Here is a 19,045-nt window from a genome sequence, read left to right on the forward strand (position 1 = left end):
CTCAAGTCGTCAAGACAAAAACCAAGCTAAGATTCTCTGCCGATGAATAGTCGATCTGCCGGTGTCATTGCCTGTCTGTTGTTACTGTCGTCTTGCGCTGCTCCCGAGGAGTGGCGGACAGTGACTGACAAAACCGGCGAATACAAAGTCGATTTGCCGGCGGATCCGCAAGACATCGCCCGAACGGCTGACGCCGACGGTCTGGAAATCTCGGTCATCGGCAAACTTTGTGAAATCGATAATGGATATATTTCCTGTGGTGTGACCGTTAGCACGTTTCCCGACGAGTTCCTCAAGGATGTCGATGCTTCCGTTCTACTTCATGCTGTTTCCGACCAACTGGATGCTAGCTTGGACAAGGTTGAGGTGACGGAAAATCCGGAAACGGAGTTCGACGGCTTCCCGGCTCGGATGTGTGTGGCAACCGCTGGTGAAGCCCCCAAACAAGATCGAATTACCTATCGTGCCGTCAAAGTCGGCAACCGTGTGTATATGCAAATTCTTGCCGAAACCTCGGGAAGACGATTGCCCCCAAAGTCTCGAGAACGATTCTTGAACTCTTTCGAGATCACCGCCGCCAAACCGACCGTCGAGACGAAATCGAAAGCTCCCGATCAGACACCGACAGAACCAGCCAAGGCAGAGACCCCGTAGCGAGTTTGGTACTCGTTGCCGTCAAAACAATTCGTGGATTTCCTTGTGACCGAAATCAACAAGCGGAAACGGTCGACCCGCGGGACCGGGCAAAGTGGATTCCAGATCGAAGCCTAGACTGTGATAGATCGTTGCGGCGATGTCGGCGGGTTCACAGGGCCGATCGGCGGGAACGCCACCGATGGGGTCACTCGCACCAACGACGCGTCCCCCCTGAACGCCACCGCCCGCGAAATATGTGGTGAAACACTGCGGCCAGTGATCGCGTCCGCCAGCCGGATTGACTTTCGGCGTCCGGCCGAACTCGGCCAAATTGCACACCAAGGTGTTTTCCAGCAATCCACGATCGACAAGATCCTCGATCAACGCCGCATACGCTTGATCGTACATCGGAGCCACGTTGTTCTTCATGCCTTCAATGCTGGTGAACGGCTTAGAGCCGTGGATGTCCCAGGTCAACTCATTGAAGACGGTGAGGAAAGTGTTAATCGTGATGAATCGCACGCCAGCTTCGATGAGTCGCCGAGCAAGCAAACAACACTGGCCGAAACGCGTCATTCCGTATTTTTCCCGAAGCGACTGCGGTTCTTTAGAGAGATCGAACGCGTCTCGGGCTTGCGGGCTGGTCATCAAGCGGAAGGCGGCGTGGAAGTTGTCGTCGAGCAACTGAGCATTCTCGGTGGCTTCGAAGTTGCGGATGGTTTCGTCGACAATGTCCCGCATTTTCCGCCGACGGGTCAACCGGGCTTCCCCCAATGTCTTCGGTGGGAGTAAGTCCGGCACTTGGAAATTTGGTTGGGAAGGATCCGCCATCAATGCGAACGGATCATGAGCTTTACCGAGAAATCCCCCGCTTTGTCCGTTGGGCAGGTTTCCACCGCCGCGCCCCATCGTTTCCGGCAGGACCACGAACGGCGGTAAGTCGGTTTTTCGTCCGCGAAGGTAACTCACGGTGCCGCCGATGTGAGGCGTGTTGACGCCTCCGGTGAACAACCGACCGGTTTGCATCATTTGCCAACCAGCATCATGAACGGCCGCACCACGATGGTGACACGAACGGACGAACGAGATCTTATCGGCGATCTCCGCATGTCGTGGTAGAATCTCGGACAGATGCAAATCCGGAACGGCAGTTGAGGTCGGTTGGAACGGTCCGCGAATTTCGGCTGGTGCATCCGGTTTCATGTCGAACGTGTCGAGCTGACTCGGTGCCCCCAGGTTGAAAATCATGATGCAAGCGCGGTCGTCTTTGGAACCATCAACCGTACCGGCAGCTTGGGCAGCCTGATAGTCAGCGAGCGTCAAGCCGGTGACACCCAGCGTTCCAACCTGAAGAAAATCTCGACGATTCAGGCCGTCACAGGTGTGTGCTGTTCCGCGACCGGTTAGGTTCAACATGCTATCATGTCCTTCGTGGCCTAAGGCATTCTTGGTAGTCGAAAGACGGGAGTCTTTCTACTTTCCCCACTCTAAACCGATTTTTCGAGAATTCCTTGTAGGATGTCCGCATTTTTTGGCATTATTTGCGCATCAAGCAGATTGAATCAGTCTCTCCAAGTGCGCGATGAGGAACAAACGGGGTGAGGGAATTTGCTCGATTTGGAACGCCGAAGTTGAGCGGAAGGATGCGGTTCGGGTAGCAAACACGATTGGTGCGGACTCTCGCCTTTCCAAAGTGAGGCTTGGTTGTTCTACTTGACACTTATCAAATTGAGTTTTGGACAAGAACACGGTCGGTTTTCGGTCGTTTGGTTGAAACATGGCGCAACGGAAGACGAAATCCTCACAGGCGGCTGCCGGTCACACAACCCCGGTGGCCAACATCTCTTTAATGGGGTACTTGAACTTCTCGCGAGGTGAGGCGAACGCGGAATTTCAGCGAGGAGTCAACGATCTCTGCCGCGAATTGGGGCCGGGGTGGCGACCACACGAACTTCGAGATTCGTTGCTGGCGTCGTTGGAGCATGCGCCGACTCAGAACGCAGCCTTTCAGGATGTCGGGCAGGCAAAAGCCGTCATCGACTTGACGCTCAATCGTTTGCTGCCGACGTATCGAGAATTCCATCATGACCTGTTGTTTCACCTGTCCGACGAGGATTTCGCGCACCCGTTTCTGCTGACGCGAATGTTCGAGGCCGTTTTGTCGCAGGGGCCAAGTTGGGACGAGACCGAACGCATCGTGCAAGGTGCGTTGGATCAATTGAACGACTACCTCGGGTACCGTCCGCTGGCCGTGCTTGAAAACGGTCAGCAAATGCAGCCGTACCCGCACGAACGCTTCCGGCCGGCCCCGCTCTACATCCGTGATGCCGGCGTGGCATTCGGACCGTACGAGGAATTGATCACACGCACGTTGGAGTTCTTCGAGCGAACACCTGCAAGCATTCAGCAATCGTCGTTTTTCGATTTGGCTCAGTTAGATGAGATCGCTCTCGATCTACGGGCTCACGATCACTTGCACCCCGCTAACAAACGCACGAACTATATGTTCGGTGAATGGGACCCGCATTTGATCGACAGCAAAGGCTACTTCAAACGATTTGTCCTGCGGAAAGTCATTCTCGATGCCTTGCTCACCTGGATGACCGACGCCGCTCGCCGCCAACGCGGAATCGGACGAGACGAACTCCTCCACGATGCCTCAGCGGTTCTGTGCGGCACGATGTTAATGGCATCGTCGATCAGCGGCAGCGGACCGGGCATGCACGATTCGCTCACAACACTCACGTCATTGCTGCCGAAGGTGGCTCGTCAGCGAGATGCGTTCTATGAACGACTTTTGCAAGAAGCCAGCGGTGCGCGAGCAAAGCGATTGAAGCGTGAGGCCCGTTTGACTCAGCAACCGTTTGGTCATGTGCGACAGCGGTTGAATATCGAACTGGCGAAATACGGAGCCCGACAAGTCCAAACGCGACACCTCGGGCAACTCTACGCTCGTATGGGATACTACTCGGCTGCCCGCAAACAGGCATTGGCCATTCCGGTTCCGTCCGCTCGTTTCGAGTGCGAAATTCAGTGCCTGATCACCGAAACGCATCTCCGCAGTGAACGCGGCGAATTGACGAAGGCCGTGGAATGCGTTCGCTCGATCGAGGACATGCTTCATCGAGGCATCGAATGCGGTGCGCTGATCGACCCGTGGAATATCCTCGGTTTTCAGGGACAGTTCCCGTTGTTTCATACACGCGAGGATTCGCTCCACGACATGCGAGCGGAATCGCTGATCGAAATGATGGAACGCATTTTCCGCGCCCATAGTCACGCCCTGACAGAGTCCGCTGCCCGCGGAAACTCGGAACTTGGGCGGGAGTTGTCGCAGCGATTCGGCCGGCTGGCGGACTGGTGGGACCGGTTTGCCACCACGGTCGTCGAGGATTTGCCAGACGTCTCCGGTGCGGAGTCCGTCAGTTCCGCTCGTCACGTTGCGGCGGCGTTGTCGGAATGGCAAACGGCGGGTGCAGAGGCGGGAGATATTTCGTTCTGGCGACAACACGTGGACGATTTCCAATCCTCGAAAGCGTATGCCGTCGTCGTAGATGCCCTGCTCGAACGAAGTGACCGCGTGGCTGCGTTGGGATTGCTGATGCAATGGCTCAGCGAAACCGAGGACATCGGCCTGGAATCCGGCACGTATTCGCTCACGGTCCGCTTGGTGCGTTGGATGCGATTGGTCACCGACGATGCCGTCACCAATTCCGACAGCAGCTCCCTATCGACGGTCGTGCGATTGTTCGCCTTGTTGGAAGCCAATGCCGAGCATCTCTGGCAACCGCCGAGCCTCGGTGACGCTCTGGGTTACGGCAGCACTGACGACATCGACGAAGACTCAGATGAGCACGAATCGCTCGACGATGCGTACGAAACCGGCGATTGGGACGATGACGACGACGAACAGGATGAACTCTTCGGAGCCGCCTACGATGACGTTGTTTTCAAAGACAGCGCGGACGACGGATTCGACAGCGACACCGTCGATGAAGGCAACCGCAGCGGCGATACCGCCATTGAGCAACTCGCCGACCAACTTGAACCACGACTGCGATTTCTCGAAACACTCGCACAACTGTGGGAGATGGCCGCTCAACCCGTTGCAGAGCGATTGCGAAACGTCACGGAACCGCTCAGTAACGAATCGGACGCGTTGTTAAATCACGTCCAGAGTTGGATTCAACACGTCAACCGCTTGCAACGCGGCTTGCAAAAGTTGATGACGAACATCTGGGACTTCGATATCCTGCCGTCCTCGGGCGATCCGGATTCGAACGTCGAATACGACGAGCAGGTGCAAACGCAGTTCTACCTCGTGCAAACGATCATGACGACGGCAGTCGGTTTGCAAGGTGCGGAACGTTCGCTACGAAGTTGCATTCCCGTCGGCATCAACCTGCTGGGCGAGTCTCGTAAACGATCGGCCGAGGAAACCGCCATCCTCGAGGTTTACCGCGGAATCCTCACTCGCAAACCGACTCAGGTGCAACAAGCGTTGCCACGTTTGCTCAAGCATCTGTCGCGAAAACCACTGTTGTATGTCCCGCTGAGCAACGACGGCGACCCCGAACTGATTCGCCAAGTTCAGGGCTTGCAATCCTTGATCCGGTTCTTGCTTGCGCAACTCCCTGGGCTGGGATTGTTGCGTGAAACTTGGCAGGTTCTGCAGACGGCGTTTCGGATGGAGCGATCATCGCGTCCGATGGGCCAAGCCGTGACGGAGTTTGATCAACTCTTCCGCATCGCATTGCGAAGTTCCGTCGACAGTGTGATTCGTTCGTCCTCAAATTGGCAATTCAATACCAAACAACCTCGATCATCGCGGCGGCGACGATCCCAACGACAACAGCACCAGCCGCGAATTCGTCACCGTCGTCGTCGTGGTTTAAACCCTCGACGTCAACAGCGAACACGCGAGCAACGGAACGCAGCTTTGGTGGAGATTGTTTCGGTCATCGTGCAGCAATACAGCGGACTTTGGCTAAAACACAGCCAGACGACGCGGCTGTCCACGGTTGAAGGCTTGGCGGACGCAGGGCTCTGGAAAGACGTTAAGGATTTTATTCGCCGATACGGAGCCGACCTGTTCCACGCCCGCATGCTGACGCTCGGGAATGTGCGGACGATTCTCCACAGCGGCGTCGATTTGTTCCTCGACTACCTCGAAGAAACCGCCGACCCGTTGCGGCCGATGAAGCTGATTGACGACATGGACGACGGCACGATCGACCGGGACCAAGTGGTTGAGTATCTCGAACTCATCTACGGCACGCTCGTCGACCGGATTGATCGGTTCGTCGAGTACAATTCAACGACCACGCAGTCCGATTACGGCGAGAAATTCTATTGTCTTTTGGATTTCCTACGAGCGGAAGCGGCCTACGAACGCGACGCTTGGAATCTCACGCCGTTTGTTGTTGCTCATGAGCAACTGGCGGCCCACGCCGAACCAGAAGTCGCTCGACTGTGGGAATCGGTTTTTGCACGTCGCAATCAGGAAACTGCCGAACAACACGTTCTACGTTTGCAACGCTTGGAAAAACTCCATGGCATGCATTTGCCGGCATTGACGGACCGCATTGAAGAACGTTTCGTCAAACCGCTAGCGGTCAATCGGATGCTCGCACTCGTCGAACCGGCGGTCGAGGATGCCCGCAACAATCGGCAACCGTCGGCCGCATTCGAGGCACTCCGTGAGGAAATTCAGAACTATTTGGAATCGACATCGGGATCGGGAATCGATGTCGCACCGTGGCTACGGAACATCGAGAAAGAAGTCGAGCTAGCCGACCCCTTCGGCAGTTTCGCCGAACGCCCCTTCGGCCCCCGCCGCACCACCGACTCCGTCCGCCTCAACCTCCCCCAACTCCACCGCCAACTCAGACGCTGGATGAAAACACGAAAACGTGCGGGGGGGAAGTAATTGCTGGCAGACAGCGACGCGTTCCCAGTATTATTCCGAATCGTCATCGAACTCGATGCCAGGTCGCGTTTCAGTCTACTTCGTGCCGTTCCACTCTAGGCCGAGCATCAAAGCGTTCAAACCACTGCCGATGCCGAGGAGGGCGAGGCGATCGCCTTGCGTGATATGGCCGGCTTGGACACCTTCGGCCCAAGCAATCGGAAGTGCCGTGGAGCCGGTGTTACCGAAGCGTTCGACGGTGGGGAAATCTTTCTCCAACGGAATGCCGAGTTCGTCAAGCAACAGTTTTCGATGCGCCCGCCCGACTTGGTGCGTGCAGACTTTGTCGATGTCGTCGGCGGTCCATTCGAGTGTGCCGAGGAAAAACGGCCACAACTCTTTCGCCAGTCCGACGCCGGCGTGCAGCAAGGCTTCGGAGTTGGTTTGCATGCGGGGACGGTCGTCGCCATGTGTCGCGGATTCCACGCCACCGGCACACAATTCGTGACTGGCGGTGTCGGCACGGTAGAGTCCGCCGACCAAGCGGTTCCCAGTTTGCGTCAGACGTTCATCGCACATCACGATGGCGGCGGAACCGGACCCGATCGTCAGCGAGGCGAACTCACCTTTCAATTGTTTGCGGGAGAGATTCGGATCGGCAAGGAGTGAATCAATCGTGCCTTCGACCAACGGGCGACCGATTTCGGTTCCGACCACCACACCGGCCCGCACTTGGCCGAGTTCGATCATGTTCGCCAGCAGAATCATGCCATTGAGCAAACCAAGACACGCATTGCTGACATCCAACACTTGGCACGCCTGTGGAAGTCCCGCGTGATGATGCACGCCGTTGGCGGTCGCAGGCTCCATTTGGTCCCGACAAACTGAGCCGTGAATCAAGGCTCCCAAATGACGCCGATCCACCCCAGATTGCTCAATCGCCTTTTGAGCGGCGACTGCGCTGATTTCACCGGGACGGGTGCCCGGCGGAAAAAACCGCCGTTCCCGAATACCGGACATCAGTTCGAGTCGGCCTTCGGGAAGACGAAGACGCTCGTAGACCGGTGCCAACCGGTCTTCAATATCGGTCGAGGTCACCACTTCCGGTGGTACAACCGTCGTGACCGATTCAACGTAAACATGCCGATAACGCATGACTCCATCCACCTATTGAGGGGAACGCCCAATCGAGCCTCTTGCGACGTTCGGCGCGGTGTTTGTTCAAGCGTGCACGGCTTTTTCGCGGCTTGAGAAGTGTTCGATCAAGGACTCGACTTCCTGCAGCTTGGTTTCGCGGTCGGCCCGAACGTCGTCGGACGGAAAACGCGGCTCAAGCAAAATGCTGCTTCGCAGGAACCGCAGCCCCCGCACGACAAGGTCAAGTTGTTCGGTATTTAGGCCGATGGTGTTGGTTTCGGTCATTAGAATTCAGCCTCAACGAGGAATTTTCATCTCGAATAATAATTCGCCGGTTGGACCAGCAGTGATGTTTCGAGCGGACTTTGCATTATCCTACGGTGCGAATCCGGGGTTCTCAAGCACGGAGGTTCCTGGCGCGCGAAGAATTTCCAGAGTGTGATCCATTCAAACAGGCTAGTCAAACTATGCCGATTACGAAAAACAGAGGGAAACGACTCAATTGGTATGGTCGGCCGAGCCATTCTGATCGGGATCGGCTCGGAGGAAACCGGCTCGGAAGGCGTCCGCCATCGCCCGTGGAACATCCGCTTCCGCCAAAACCACATGGGCCTGGTTTTCCTTGGTGAGCGCTTTCATTTCCTGTTCTTGAGCAACCGCTGCCGCCCGTCGTTCTTCAGCTTTGGCCCGAGCAATCCGCACGTCGGCTTCCGCTTGGTCCATTTGCAGACGAGCACCAACGTTGTCACCGACATCGATATCCGCGATGTCGATCGAAACGATTTCGTACGCGGTTTGGGAATCGAGCCCTTTATCCAAGACGCGACGGGCAATCATCATGGGATTGGCCAACACTTCGCGGTGATTCTCACAAGAGCCGATCGCGGAGACGATCCCCTCCCCCACACGAGCGATAATGGTTTCCTCGGTCGCCCCACCGATAAGCTGTGACAAGTTCGTGCGAACCGTCACACGAGCCCGTGCTTTCAACTGAATCCCGTCCCGGGCGACACCATCCAAGGTGTTCCGACCATGCCGACGCGGATCGGGACAGTCAATGACCTTTGGATCGACACTCGTTTGCACCGCTTCCAACACATTCCGTCCGGCCAAATCGATGGCGGCGGCGGTTTCCCATTCCAGCTGAATGTTCGCACGGTGGGCAGCAATCAGTGATTTCACCAACCGCTGCACGTTTCCGCCAGCGAGGTAGTGCGCTTCCATTTGAGTCGTGCTGATCGACGACAAACCCGCTTGCACGGCCATAATTTTCGCATCGACAACCACCTGCGGATTGACTTTCCGCAACGACATCGACACCAAACTTAGCGGGCCAATCCGAGCTTTGGTCACGAAGGCACGCAACCACAGCTTGAAATACCGGCTAAACAGAATCAGAAAAGCCAAAAAGAACAAGCCGAAAATGGCCACCGCCACAAAGATGAAAATCATCAACGTGCTGTTGTTTCTCGGGTCCATTTAAGATTGGCCTTCGTAATTAAAAGGATCAACACAGACGTGCGGGATCTCATTCTAGACATGCGCCCGGTAAAGTGGCAAGGATGGGCGACCTGTGATTGTCCGTTAACGATTGACTCAATTCTGTAGTTTCGATTGGTTTTCCATCGCCAAGTGCTTATCCTTGACGGCAAATTCACCACGCTCGAACAACCGTTCCGTAATGGACTCTAGAAAGACAGACCAACGATGAGTGCTGACGCCCGTATCGAAGAATTGAAATTGGAACTTCCGCCCGCTCCGAAACCAGCTGGTGTTTACAGCCTGTGCGTGCAAACAGGATCACTTTTGTACGCTTCGGGACACGGCCCGCTGAATTCGGATGGCTCGATGATGACCGGCAAAGTCGGTCTCGAAGTCGAAGAAGCTCACGGGAAAGCCGCGGCCCGTCAAACCGGACTAGCCATGTTGGCTACGTTGAAATCACAACTCGGCAGCTTGGACAAAATCGCTCGCATCGTGAAAGTGCTGGGCATGGTCAACGCCGCTCCGGAATTCCAAAATCACCCCCAAGTCATCAACGGTTTCAGCGAATTGATGGTAGAAGTGTTCGGCGAAGCGGGGCGAGCCGCCCGAAGTGCAGTCGGCATGGGATCGTTGCCATCGAACATCTCGGTCGAAATCGAAGCGATCTTCGAAATGCATCCTGATGCTTAGGTTGATTCCGTAAGGAGTCAGTGAACACGACAGTTCCAAGGAACATGAAATGACGACATCGGTTGCGCAAAACAGCGTGCAGGTTTATCTTGGCTCACGAAGTTATGATGTGTTCATCATCACGGATTTTCTAGCCTCTCTCGGGGCGGGAATTGAGCCTTGGTTCGAAGACCGAGCTGATATGCCTCCCGGTCGCCGGCAAGCGATGATCGTCACCGACCAGAACGTGGTTGATCCGCACGCCAACAATGTGCGAAAGAGCCTGGAGGCCAACGGTTGGCAGTGCGGACTTCACGTGATGGAAGCGGGCGAGCAGTCAAAATGCTTAGAAACCGTTTCCGAGATTTACGATGAACTTGTCGAAATGAAAGCCGGTCGCCAAGTCGTCATTTTGGCGGTTGGTGGCGGTGTGGTGGGTGATGCAGCCGGGTTTGTGGCGTCCACTTACACACGCGGCGTGCCCGTCATCCAAGTTCCAACAACGTTACTCGCCCAGGTAGACAGTTCGATTGGTGGCAAGGTCGGCATCAACCACAAAAAGGGCAAGAATCTCATCGGGCAATTTCATCAGCCGTTGGGAGTGGTGATCGACACGGCCACCCTCAACACCCTGCCCGACCGCGAATACCGTGCAGGCTTGGCGGAAGTCGTCAAATATGGAGTCATCTTAGACGACGAGATGTTTGCTTACTTGGAGAAATCCGTCGATGGACTGAACAATCGTGATATGGATGTCCTCCGGGAAGTCATCCGACGAAGTTGCCGCCACAAGGCTGATGTCGTCGAGGAAGACGAGTTTGAAACCACCGGTCGACGGGCCATCTTGAACTACGGCCACACGTTCGCTCACGCCTACGAAGCCCTTACCCAATACGGTGCATTGTTGCATGGCGAAGCGGTGTCGATTGGCATGATCCACGCCAGCCAACTCGCCGAGCGTTTGGGCATGGTCGACTCCACCGTCACCGAACGGCAGCAGAAACTGTTGAATGCCTTGTCGCTTCCAACGGAACTGCCAGAGTCAGTCGAATTCACCGCCGACGATGTACTCGACCGAATGAAGTTGGACAAAAAGAACGTTAGCGGGAAATTGCGATTTGTCTTGCCAACTCGGATTGGCGAAGTCCGTGTGGTCACGGATGTGAACCCAGATGACGTGCGAGCGGTGCTCCCGGTTTGAACCGAATTCTCGCCGGAGCGGACCAAGATGGACTCCGACATTCTCAACGCGATCCAACTCAACTTGATTCCCGGTATTGGTCCGCGAATGCGACAGGCGTTGTTGCATCGCTTCGAGACTCCCGCAAATGCGTTGGCTGCGTCGCGTCAGGAATTGCGGAAAGTGCCGGGAATCGGCACAAAACTAGCCGCCGCAATCGAAAATGAGCAAGACCCGGTCACTGCCCAACGGGAACTGGATCGCTGCCGGGAACGGGGGTTGCAACTCGTCCTCCGAAACCAACCGGAGTACCCGCCGCTATTGGAAGAAATTCCAGACCCGCCGACCCTGCTCTACTGTCGGGGTGAACTGACGCCAGCAGATCGATTGGCGGTGGGAATCGTCGGTTCCCGGAAATGCACCCATTATGGTCGCACGCAGGCCGAGCGGTTTGGTCAGATGCTTGCGCGAGCGGGAATGACCGTCGTCAGTGGATTGGCTCGCGGGATCGATGGAGCCGCCCATGAAGGAGCGTTGTCAGTGGGCGGACGCACGATCGCCGTCACCGCGACGGGGCATGGCACGATTTATCCGCCGGAACATGCCGACCTCGCAGAACGCATTTCGCGAAGCGGTTCCGTCGTCACGGAAATGCCCTTCGATCAAGCTCCTACTCCGGGACTGTTCCCGCAACGCAATCGGATTATCAGCGGGCTATCTCAAGGCGTTTTGATTATCGAAGCGTCTCGCAACAGCGGCGCGTTACACACAGCAAGACATGCCATGGAACAAGGACGAGCCGTGATGGCGTTACCCGGTCCGGTGCACAGTTTGGCCAGCGAAGGTTGTCACGATTTGATCCGCGAAGGTGCCACACTCGTCCGGCATGCCGATGATGTACTGGAAGCCCTCGGTCCACTCCCTGAACCGGCTCCCCGTGAGAACAACGAAACCGTGCTCAGCCCGCGAGAACTTTCCCTTTCCGATCAAGAAAGAATGGTCCTCAACCTCGTGAGTACCGACCCGCAACCGATCGACATTATCCTGCGTTCCGCCGACATCGAACCCTCTCGCGTTTTGGCCACGCTGACGGTATTGGAGATGAAACGCTTCATCCGCCGACTCCCCGGCAGTCGTATGGTTCGCGTGCCGACGTAGTTTTAGGGCGTGTTTACCGTATGTGTAGCGTTTTAGGATGGGTTTTTCCCACAGAACATATTGCGCCACCCGCTAAATTAAAACTAGACATGGTCTAGTGGATCGAGTTGGTTCGTCGCTTCACCAAGCCGGAAATGAGAGAAGCAACAACCGCAACCGGAAGCGTCGCTGCCAACGGTCCAGTCAATGTCCAGAGTTCTGCGAACAGAAACCGAACTTGGTCGCCGTTCGACAAGTCGATTCCCCTAAACTTCAGGTAGGTGCTTGTCAGAACAAGCAAGACAAATGGAGTCAGTGTGATCAGCACTCCTAGACCTGCCACAGTAATTGCGGGAGCGAGTTTGCCAGTCGCCCCCGCTATCCCACAGATCACCACACTCGCAATCAGCGTGCCGCTTAAGGAAGCCAAGTAGAACGACTGGCTAACCATTTTGTTAGGATTGCGTTTCGCCACGGCATCGGCTTGGTCGTGGGCAATCGTGTAACCCAATCCCACAGCAAGCAAAACGCCTAGAAAAGCGCCGAACACTCGGGATTGAGATTCGTTCATGATCGTGACCGATAGAAGTCGAGATTGAATCGGTGGTTCATCAGTCCACGATATTCACATCAAGCCACGAGCGGAAGACACTGTTTTGATGGCAGCCTCACATCAAGAACTGCTATTCAGCCGAAACTGTCACGAACAACGGCTCGCTAGCATAGGTGGCTTTCATCACGAAATTGAGAGAGACGTTAGCCATTACGACCGCTTGCTGTTTCTCGACTGGTGAACTGTCAGCCGCACACGTGAGGGTGATATGCCCTTTGGTCGCGCCGGCGGTGAGCAGCGTCTGACTGTTCTTGGTGTCGATACTCACCCCCTTCGGCAATGGATCGGCGTAAGTCCGACTAAGATGCCGAAATTGCAAATCGAGTTGGACGTTCTTATCGAACCCTTCGGCTCGTTCGAGCGTGACTTCGATTCGTTTCGACTCACCGGGCTTGAGCGAGATATCGTAAGTCGAAAGCGTGACACGTGGTACATCGGCCGCCACGCCAACAGCCACGGTATGCCAATTCACCGGCCATTGACCGCGTCCACCGCCCGGTTGATACGTCTCCTGATACGGAGCTGCCACACGCGTGATTTTTTCCTCGTCGTCGCCCACAATCGCCGAGCCTGTGATCCGGACATTCGCCATTTCCGGTTCCGCAGTTTCATGGGCCTGGAACACGATACATCCGGAATCCCGCCCCGGAAGAATTCGGCCGCAGTGAGCGATCATGCCCGTTGGCATGTCGTCGACGGCTAAATCAATTGCGTCTTGAAAACCGTTCTTCCGAACGACATTTACAAACACGACGCCGCAACTGCCTGGGAAAACTTGAGTCTTATCGGTATCCAAATACAAGTCGAATGTCGGCTCGGCTCGCGTGACCTTAATAAAGTACGGGAACGTGTCCCCGCCTCGCAGATGCAAATCGCGAATTTCAATGATGTAGTCGCCGTCCGCGGGAGCCGCCCAGTTTTCAACGCCTGAGTCGGCATACGTTCGGCGGAACCGGCGGAGGTCGTCGTTCTCCGTCAACCGCTTGCCATCGGCATTCAGGATTCGCAAGTTGGAATCGAGTTCCGACTGGAACTCTCTCGCCAAAACTTCAAAGCTGAATCGTTCGCCCTTCTTGGCGGTGAATCGGTAGCAGTCGATGTCCGCATCGGTGCTGATTCGTCCGTTGATTCCACCAGGAATCGACACGGGCATGGCGGATTCCGGCGTGTTGTTCTCGTCGGTCGACTCGGTGATCAGCGGCAAATCGCTGATCACGACTGGCACCGGATTGGTCGGTTGGTCACCGAATTGAAGCGGTAACTCCATCACCTGTGTGCCCACGGCGGCGGGTGCGGCGACGGTGGCAGTTTGATCGCCTGGAAGATTGACACCTGCCGGTTGAACAGTTCCCGTTTGCCCGGCCGCCACCCCCAACGGAAACAACGTTTGCACGAATGGGCGGTCGTGGACTTCAATCGCATACTGCCAATACGTATTGCCTTGGTAACGGACATCGCGAACTTCCAGGAGGTATTCCCCATCCTGCGGCAACTCGACAGACATTAGCGGATCAGCGGCGAAGTGGTTATCGACGACGGCGATCGTTGTGCCACTTGCGTTGCGAAGGGCAATCAACGGATCCGCATGTTTTTGCAGATCGTGGATTCGATCCTGCAACCGCATACACCGCACATGGAAGACCAACCTTGCCCCCGCTTTGCCGGTAAAACGGAAGAAATCGACATCCTCGGCTCGCTCGATTCGCCCACAAATTGTCGCGGGCAACGTGACTTCTTGAGCCTCCGCAGCTGTGTTGTTCTTGGCGATTTCGTAGACGACGGGATCGCGAACCACGACCAACTGCCCGAGTGTGCTGGTGCCCCGTGGCGTGAGCAACCGTAAATCCCGAACGCCCAGTTGGGCATCTTCGGATGCAGTTATTCGCAGATTGATCTTCTGAAGCTTCGGCGGGTCTTTGTCTGGCGGGAAGGTCATATCGGTAATGACTTCCGCCGTCACCCCTTCCCCGCTGACGAAAACGGTCGTGCTGCCGTGCATGCTGTAACGCGAGTTGACCGCAACTTCCGAAACCTCACCCGCCTGCACCGCCACCGGTTCGATGCTCATCAACATCGGATACGAGGTCTGCGCAAGAACCGGGCCAACACTCCCCACGAAAACCATCAACAGTGATAGGAGGTAACGCATTCGATTCATGGTCGTCAGGCTTCGGTCAATTGAGGAAATCGTCAATCGCAATCGCGTTGGGTGCCGATCAAGTCCATTCGCGGATTGGTTCGCCTTCGATGAGCCGCACGGGACGCCCGTCGGGACTTTGCACAATCAGATCGGTAGGAATGCCGAGTTTGTGGTAAATCGTGGCGGCGATGTCGGCGGTGGTGTATTCATTGCGGATCGGGCGACCGCCTTCGTCGTCCGTCGCACCAAGCACCGAACCACCGGGGATACCGGCCCCCGCCATGATGGCAAACCCCGAACTCGCCCAGTGATCGCGACCGCTGGCCGAATTGATCTTCGGCGTGCGACCGAAATCGGTCAGCCACAGCACTAATGTCGTATCCAACAACCCGCGTTCTTCCAAGTCGGCCAACAATTGTGGCAGGGCTTGATCGACGGGAGGAATGCGATTGGTTTTCAGGGATTTGAAGTTGTTTTGGTGGGTATCCCAACCGCCATCGGTCACCGTCACAAACCGCACGCCGGATTCGATCAATCGGCGAGCCAAAAGACAACTTTGACCAAACCGATGCCGACCGTAGGCATCGCGAAGTGAATCGGTTTCACTTTGAATGTCAAAGGCTCGTTTGGTTTCTGGAGCCGTAATCATATTTAACGCGGCTTTGTAATGTTCGTCGAGAGCGGCGAATGCGGACGGTTGCACATCCGTTTGTCGTTGGAGATCGTCAACTTGGGCCAGCATTCGCTTGCGGCGTTCGACACGGTCCATCGACATACCATTGGGCGGCGTGATATCTCGCACGGTGAACGCTTTGGCGTTCGGGTCGGCATTCATCGTAAACGGGCTGTGTTCCAAACCGAGAATCCCGGGAGTCCCGCCACCAAAGCGGTTGTCGACTTGCTCCCCCAGTTGCACAAACGGAGGCAACGCCGACTGAAAACCATGCTGGTGACTCACGACCGATCCATACGTCGGATACGCCACAGCCGCATTGAACTTCCGGCCGGACATCACAAATTGATCGGCCATTCCGTGGCTGCCGTTCTGCGGGTTCCAACTCCGCAGCAACGCGAAGCGGTGCAGTTCCTTCGCCATGTTCGGCACGATCTCTGTGAATTGCACGCCGGGAACGGCCGTCGAAATCGCACTGAACTCTCCCTTCACACTCACCGGAGCTTCAGGTTTCGGATCGAATGTGTCGTGGTGGCTGGTTCCCCCACGTGTCCACACGAGAATACAGTTCGTGGTCGGCTTGGTCGATTCCGACGCCATCGCTCGAGCCGCCATCCACGACGGCAACGACAACCCCAACCCCGCCAACGAACCGACTTGCAAGAAACTTCGACGGCTTTGACGTTCACAATCCGACATCGTACGGGTGAGAAAGTTTAGCATCGGAGATGCTCCAGGTAGGTCGAGAATGTGGATGGCAGGAAGGCAGGTGGATAACGGAATTATCCATCATCATTGCTCTAGTTTACTGAAAGCACCGAAGACAAATCAACACTTCGTGATACGAAAAATCTTCGATATCAAAAATCGTTTATCTATGGAATCGGACGGTCACGCCTGACATAATGAGACTTTGAATCACTTGCCGATTTCCTCCCTCAACCGTCCCGACCGGACACCCCGCCTAGGAGGTTCGTGACATGGCCAGCAACATCACCGATTCGATTCGCAGCCTCGCCTGCTTGCTAATCGCAGCGGTTTCGCTTCTCGGAACGACAAAAGCACATGCGGGTTTGATCGTGAACCCGGCGGAAGTCACGCTTGATGGAAATTTCGCGCGGACACAACTGCTCGTACGCTCGGAAGGCTCGGCGATGCGGGCATCCGATCGAACGCATCAAGTGAGTTATGCATCGTCGGACGATACCATCGTGACCGTCGACGACACCGGTCGTCTGCTCGCCCATAGCAATGGGACAGCGACCATAACAATCACAGCCGACAACGAAACCGTTTCGATCCCCGTCACCGTCAACAACGTTGCGGAGTTGGCGACCGTGGCGTTTGACCACGACGTTCGACCGGTCCTCAGCAAAGCCGGCTGCAACATGGGAGCTTGCCACGCGAGCCAATACGGCAAAGGCGGATTTGTGCTCTCAGTGTTTGGATTCAATCCGCAAATGGACTGGAACAGCATCGTGCGGGATCGTCAAAGTCGTCGCACGAATCTGCTCGACCCCGAACGAAGTTTGTTTCTGCTCAAGCCAACAATGCATGTCCCTCACGGCGGTGGGCAACGACTGAAGAAGAACTCCATCGATTACCAAATCCTGGCGGAATGGTTGCGTGGTGGCGCGGCCGCTCCGATCAAAGACGCCGCCAAAGTGACGGAAATTCGGGTCTTGCCGGATCGCCGAGTGGCTTCGATTGGTGATCAACAGCAACTTCGCGTGGTGGCCACTTACAGCGACGGCACGACACGAGACGTCACACATTGGTCCAAGTTCGACACACTCGACGATGCCGTGGCCAGCGTTTCCGATGACGGAATCGTCACAGCCGCCGGACGTGGACAAGGCCCCATCATGGTGCGATTCGAACGCCGAGCCGCTCTGTCAATGTTTGTGGTGCCATACACGGAGTCGTTCGAGCTGAAAGATTGGCAGAATCAAAACTTCATCGACGAACTCGCGGCCGCCAAATTTGAAGAACTCGGTTTGCAACCCTCCCCGCTCTGCGATGACGCAACATTTCTGCGGCGGGCATACCTGGATGCCATCGGCTCGGTTCCCACGCTCGAAGAAACCAAAGCGTTCTTGGAATCGACTGATCCCGACAAACGCACGCAATTGGTCGATCGGTTGCTGGGGCTCACCGGCGACCCGACTCTCGATATCCACAACGACCAGTATGCCGCCTATTGGACATTGAAATGGTCCGACCTGATCCGCAACAGCAGCCGGACCGTCGGCGAACAAGGCATGTGGGCGTTGCACAACTGGTTGAAGGCCGGCTTCCGCACAAACAAACCGTTCAACGAATTTGTAAAAGAGTTGGTCACAGCGAAGGGGTCGATCTATTCCAATGGACCGGCGAACTACTTCCGTATCAATCGGACTTCCACCGATTTGGCCGAATCGACGGCTCAATTGTTCCTTGGCGTGCGGTTGCAATGTGCGAAATGTCATCACCACCCGTTCGAAAGTTTCAGCCAAGCCGACTACTACGGATTCGCGGCGTTCTTCTCCCGCGTGGGCACAAAGAACAGCGAGGATTTCGGGCTATTCGGTCGCGAATCCATCGTTCTGGTCAAGTCTTCTGGCAGCGTCCGACATCCCCGCACCGGTCAGGTCATGGAACCAACCCCACTGCAAGGCGAACCAGTCACGCACGATTTGGATCTGCGAATTCCGTTGGCTGAGTGGATGACTTCGCCAGAGAACGACTATTTTAGCAAGGCGGTTGTCAATCGGTATGTGTCGTATCTGCTTGGTCGTGGTCTGGTCGATCCCGTCGATGATTTACGAGAAACCAATCCCCCCACCAATCCCGAAATACTCGATGCATTGGCGAAGAAGTTCGTGGATGACGGTTTCGATATCAAGCAACTGATGCGGACAATCATGACGAGTCGGCTGTACCAACTGAGCAGCGAACCAACACCTCAAAATGCCGCAGACGAACGGTTCTACAGTCACTACCAAGTCCGTCGACTTCCCGCCGAACCCCTCTTGGACGCGATCGATATCGCCACCGGCAGTAGCACCAAGTTCAAAAGCTTGCCCCCCGGCACACGCGCGATCGAACTCCCCGATGCCGAATACCCGAACTACTTCCTCACCACATTCGCCAAACCCCGCCGAGCGACAGTCTGCGAGTGCGAACGCATGCCCGACGAGAACTTGGCTCAGGCATTGCACACTCTCAACGGCGACATCCTAGCCGACAAAATCGCCGCGAAAGACGGCCGCATCGCCGAACTTCTCAAGTCCGAAAAACCGCCGGAAGAAATCGTGACGGAGTTATATCTCGCCACGCTCTGCCGCCAACCCACCGCAGCGGAAATCACCGCCGCGAAGAACTACCTCGACGAATCGCCGACCCCCAAAGAGTGCTACGAAGACATCCTATGGGCATTGCTCAACTCAAAACAATTCCTGTTCACACATTGATCTAGGTCAGTTTGC

General features: G+C 55.9%; 13 protein-coding genes. 6 read left to right on the forward strand and 7 right to left on the reverse strand.

From position 1 onward, the window contains the following. Window positions 1-42 precede the first annotated feature (42 nt). Window positions 43-654, forward strand: a complete 612-nt coding sequence (locus G6R38_RS16825; protein ID WP_166828354.1) for a hypothetical protein — start codon at window positions 43-45, stop codon at window positions 652-654. 21 nt (window positions 655-675) lie between these two features. On the opposite strand, the gene G6R38_RS16830 is transcribed toward G6R38_RS16825, so the two are convergent. Then, the gene (locus G6R38_RS16830; RefSeq protein ID WP_166828359.1) at window positions 676-2,052 is read right to left on the reverse strand and encodes a DUF1501 domain-containing protein; all 1,377 of its coding nucleotides are present in this window, start codon (window positions 2,050-2,052) and stop codon (window positions 676-678) included. A 361-nt stretch (window positions 2,053-2,413) separates the two neighbouring features. On the opposite strand from G6R38_RS16830, the gene G6R38_RS16835 reads away from it, so the two are divergent. Beyond that, on the forward strand, window positions 2,414-6,565 hold the full coding sequence (locus tag G6R38_RS16835; protein WP_166828364.1) for a hypothetical protein: 4,152 nt from the start codon (window positions 2,414-2,416) through the stop codon (window positions 6,563-6,565). A gap of 75 nt (window positions 6,566-6,640) precedes the next feature. On the opposite strand, the gene G6R38_RS16840 is transcribed toward G6R38_RS16835, so the two are convergent. From G6R38_RS16840 to floA, 3 genes are all read right to left on the reverse strand, one after another. Beyond that, window positions 6,641-7,699, reverse strand: a complete 1,059-nt coding sequence (locus tag G6R38_RS16840) for a 3-oxoacyl-ACP synthase III (protein ID WP_166828367.1) — start codon at window positions 7,697-7,699, stop codon at window positions 6,641-6,643. 66 nt (window positions 7,700-7,765) lie between these two features. Beyond that, window positions 7,766-7,966, reverse strand: coding sequence for a hypothetical protein (locus tag G6R38_RS16845; protein WP_166828370.1), 201 nt, complete (start codon window positions 7,964-7,966; stop codon window positions 7,766-7,768). A 213-nt stretch (window positions 7,967-8,179) separates the two neighbouring features. Next, window positions 8,180-9,160 carry a flotillin-like protein FloA gene (floA, locus tag G6R38_RS16850; protein WP_166828373.1) on the reverse strand — a complete coding sequence of 327 codons (981 nt, stop codon included), beginning with the start codon at window positions 9,158-9,160 and terminating at the stop codon, window positions 8,180-8,182. 228 nt (window positions 9,161-9,388) lie between these two features. On the opposite strand from floA, the gene G6R38_RS16855 reads away from it, so the two are divergent. The 3 genes from G6R38_RS16855 to dprA are packed head-to-tail and all read left to right on the forward strand — an operon-like array spanning window position 9,389 to window position 12,173. Beyond that, on the forward strand, window positions 9,389-9,856 hold the full coding sequence (locus tag G6R38_RS16855; RefSeq protein WP_166828376.1) for a RidA family protein: 468 nt from the start codon (window positions 9,389-9,391) through the stop codon (window positions 9,854-9,856). Window positions 9,857-9,905: 49 nt separating this feature from the next. Beyond that, complete coding sequence (gene aroB / locus G6R38_RS16860; RefSeq protein WP_206028615.1) at window positions 9,906-11,036, forward strand: 3-dehydroquinate synthase; 1,131 nt, start codon at window positions 9,906-9,908, stop codon at window positions 11,034-11,036. Window positions 11,037-11,063: 27 nt separating this feature from the next. Then, entirely contained in the window at window positions 11,064-12,173 is a 1,110-nt protein-coding gene (gene dprA / locus G6R38_RS16865) for a DNA-processing protein DprA (protein WP_166828379.1), read from the forward strand. Window positions 12,174-12,267: 94 nt separating this feature from the next. On the opposite strand, the gene G6R38_RS16870 is transcribed toward dprA, so the two are convergent. From G6R38_RS16870 to G6R38_RS16880, 3 genes are all read right to left on the reverse strand, one after another. Beyond that, window positions 12,268-12,723 carry a hypothetical protein gene (locus G6R38_RS16870; protein WP_166828382.1) on the reverse strand — a complete coding sequence of 152 codons (456 nt, stop codon included), beginning with the start codon at window positions 12,721-12,723 and terminating at the stop codon, window positions 12,268-12,270. Between the two features lie 112 nt (window positions 12,724-12,835). Further along, a complete protein-coding gene (locus G6R38_RS16875) occupies window positions 12,836-14,914 on the reverse strand; it encodes a PPC domain-containing protein (protein ID WP_166828386.1) in 2,079 nt (692 codons plus the stop codon). A gap of 67 nt (window positions 14,915-14,981) precedes the next feature. Continuing rightward, window positions 14,982-16,301, reverse strand: a complete 1,320-nt coding sequence (locus G6R38_RS16880) for a DUF1501 domain-containing protein (RefSeq protein ID WP_166828389.1) — start codon at window positions 16,299-16,301, stop codon at window positions 14,982-14,984. A gap of 257 nt (window positions 16,302-16,558) precedes the next feature. Here G6R38_RS16880 and G6R38_RS16885 point away from each other — a divergent pair, with 257 nt between their 5' ends. Further along, complete coding sequence (locus G6R38_RS16885) at window positions 16,559-19,030, forward strand: DUF1553 domain-containing protein (RefSeq protein WP_206028616.1); 2,472 nt, start codon at window positions 16,559-16,561, stop codon at window positions 19,028-19,030. Window positions 19,031-19,045 lie beyond the last annotated feature (15 nt).

The organism is Thalassoroseus pseudoceratinae (assembly GCF_011634775.1).
Classification (GTDB): domain Bacteria; phylum Planctomycetota; class Planctomycetia; order Planctomycetales; family Planctomycetaceae; genus Thalassoroseus; species Thalassoroseus pseudoceratinae.

What these genes read in the sequence shown, in the direction of transcription:
- G6R38_RS16880 (WP_166828389.1), bottom strand. Translation starts at nt 16,301, where the DNA reads ATGCTAAACTTTCTCACCCGTACGATGTCGGATTGTGAACGTCAAAGC.
- G6R38_RS16870 (WP_166828382.1), bottom strand. Translation starts at nt 12,723, where the DNA reads ATGAACGAATCTCAATCCCGAGTGTTCGGCGCTTTTCTAGGCGTTTTG.
- G6R38_RS16825 (WP_166828354.1), top strand. Translation starts at nt 43, where the DNA reads ATGAATAGTCGATCTGCCGGTGTCATTGCCTGTCTGTTGTTACTGTCG.
- floA (WP_166828373.1), bottom strand. Translation starts at nt 9,160, where the DNA reads ATGGACCCGAGAAACAACAGCACGTTGATGATTTTCATCTTTGTGGCG.
- dprA (WP_166828379.1), top strand. Translation starts at nt 11,064, where the DNA reads ATGGACTCCGACATTCTCAACGCGATCCAACTCAACTTGATTCCCGGT.
- G6R38_RS16835 (WP_166828364.1), top strand. Translation starts at nt 2,414, where the DNA reads ATGGCGCAACGGAAGACGAAATCCTCACAGGCGGCTGCCGGTCACACA.
- G6R38_RS16875 (WP_166828386.1), bottom strand. Translation starts at nt 14,914, where the DNA reads ATGCGTTACCTCCTATCACTGTTGATGGTTTTCGTGGGGAGTGTTGGC.
- G6R38_RS16855 (WP_166828376.1), top strand. Translation starts at nt 9,389, where the DNA reads ATGAGTGCTGACGCCCGTATCGAAGAATTGAAATTGGAACTTCCGCCC.
- G6R38_RS16885 (WP_206028616.1), top strand. Translation starts at nt 16,559, where the DNA reads ATGGCCAGCAACATCACCGATTCGATTCGCAGCCTCGCCTGCTTGCTA.
- aroB (WP_206028615.1), top strand. Translation starts at nt 9,906, where the DNA reads ATGACGACATCGGTTGCGCAAAACAGCGTGCAGGTTTATCTTGGCTCA.
- G6R38_RS16840 (WP_166828367.1), bottom strand. Translation starts at nt 7,699, where the DNA reads ATGCGTTATCGGCATGTTTACGTTGAATCGGTCACGACGGTTGTACCA.
- G6R38_RS16845 (WP_166828370.1), bottom strand. Translation starts at nt 7,966, where the DNA reads ATGACCGAAACCAACACCATCGGCCTAAATACCGAACAACTTGACCTT.
- G6R38_RS16830 (WP_166828359.1), bottom strand. Translation starts at nt 2,052, where the DNA reads ATGTTGAACCTAACCGGTCGCGGAACAGCACACACCTGTGACGGCCTG.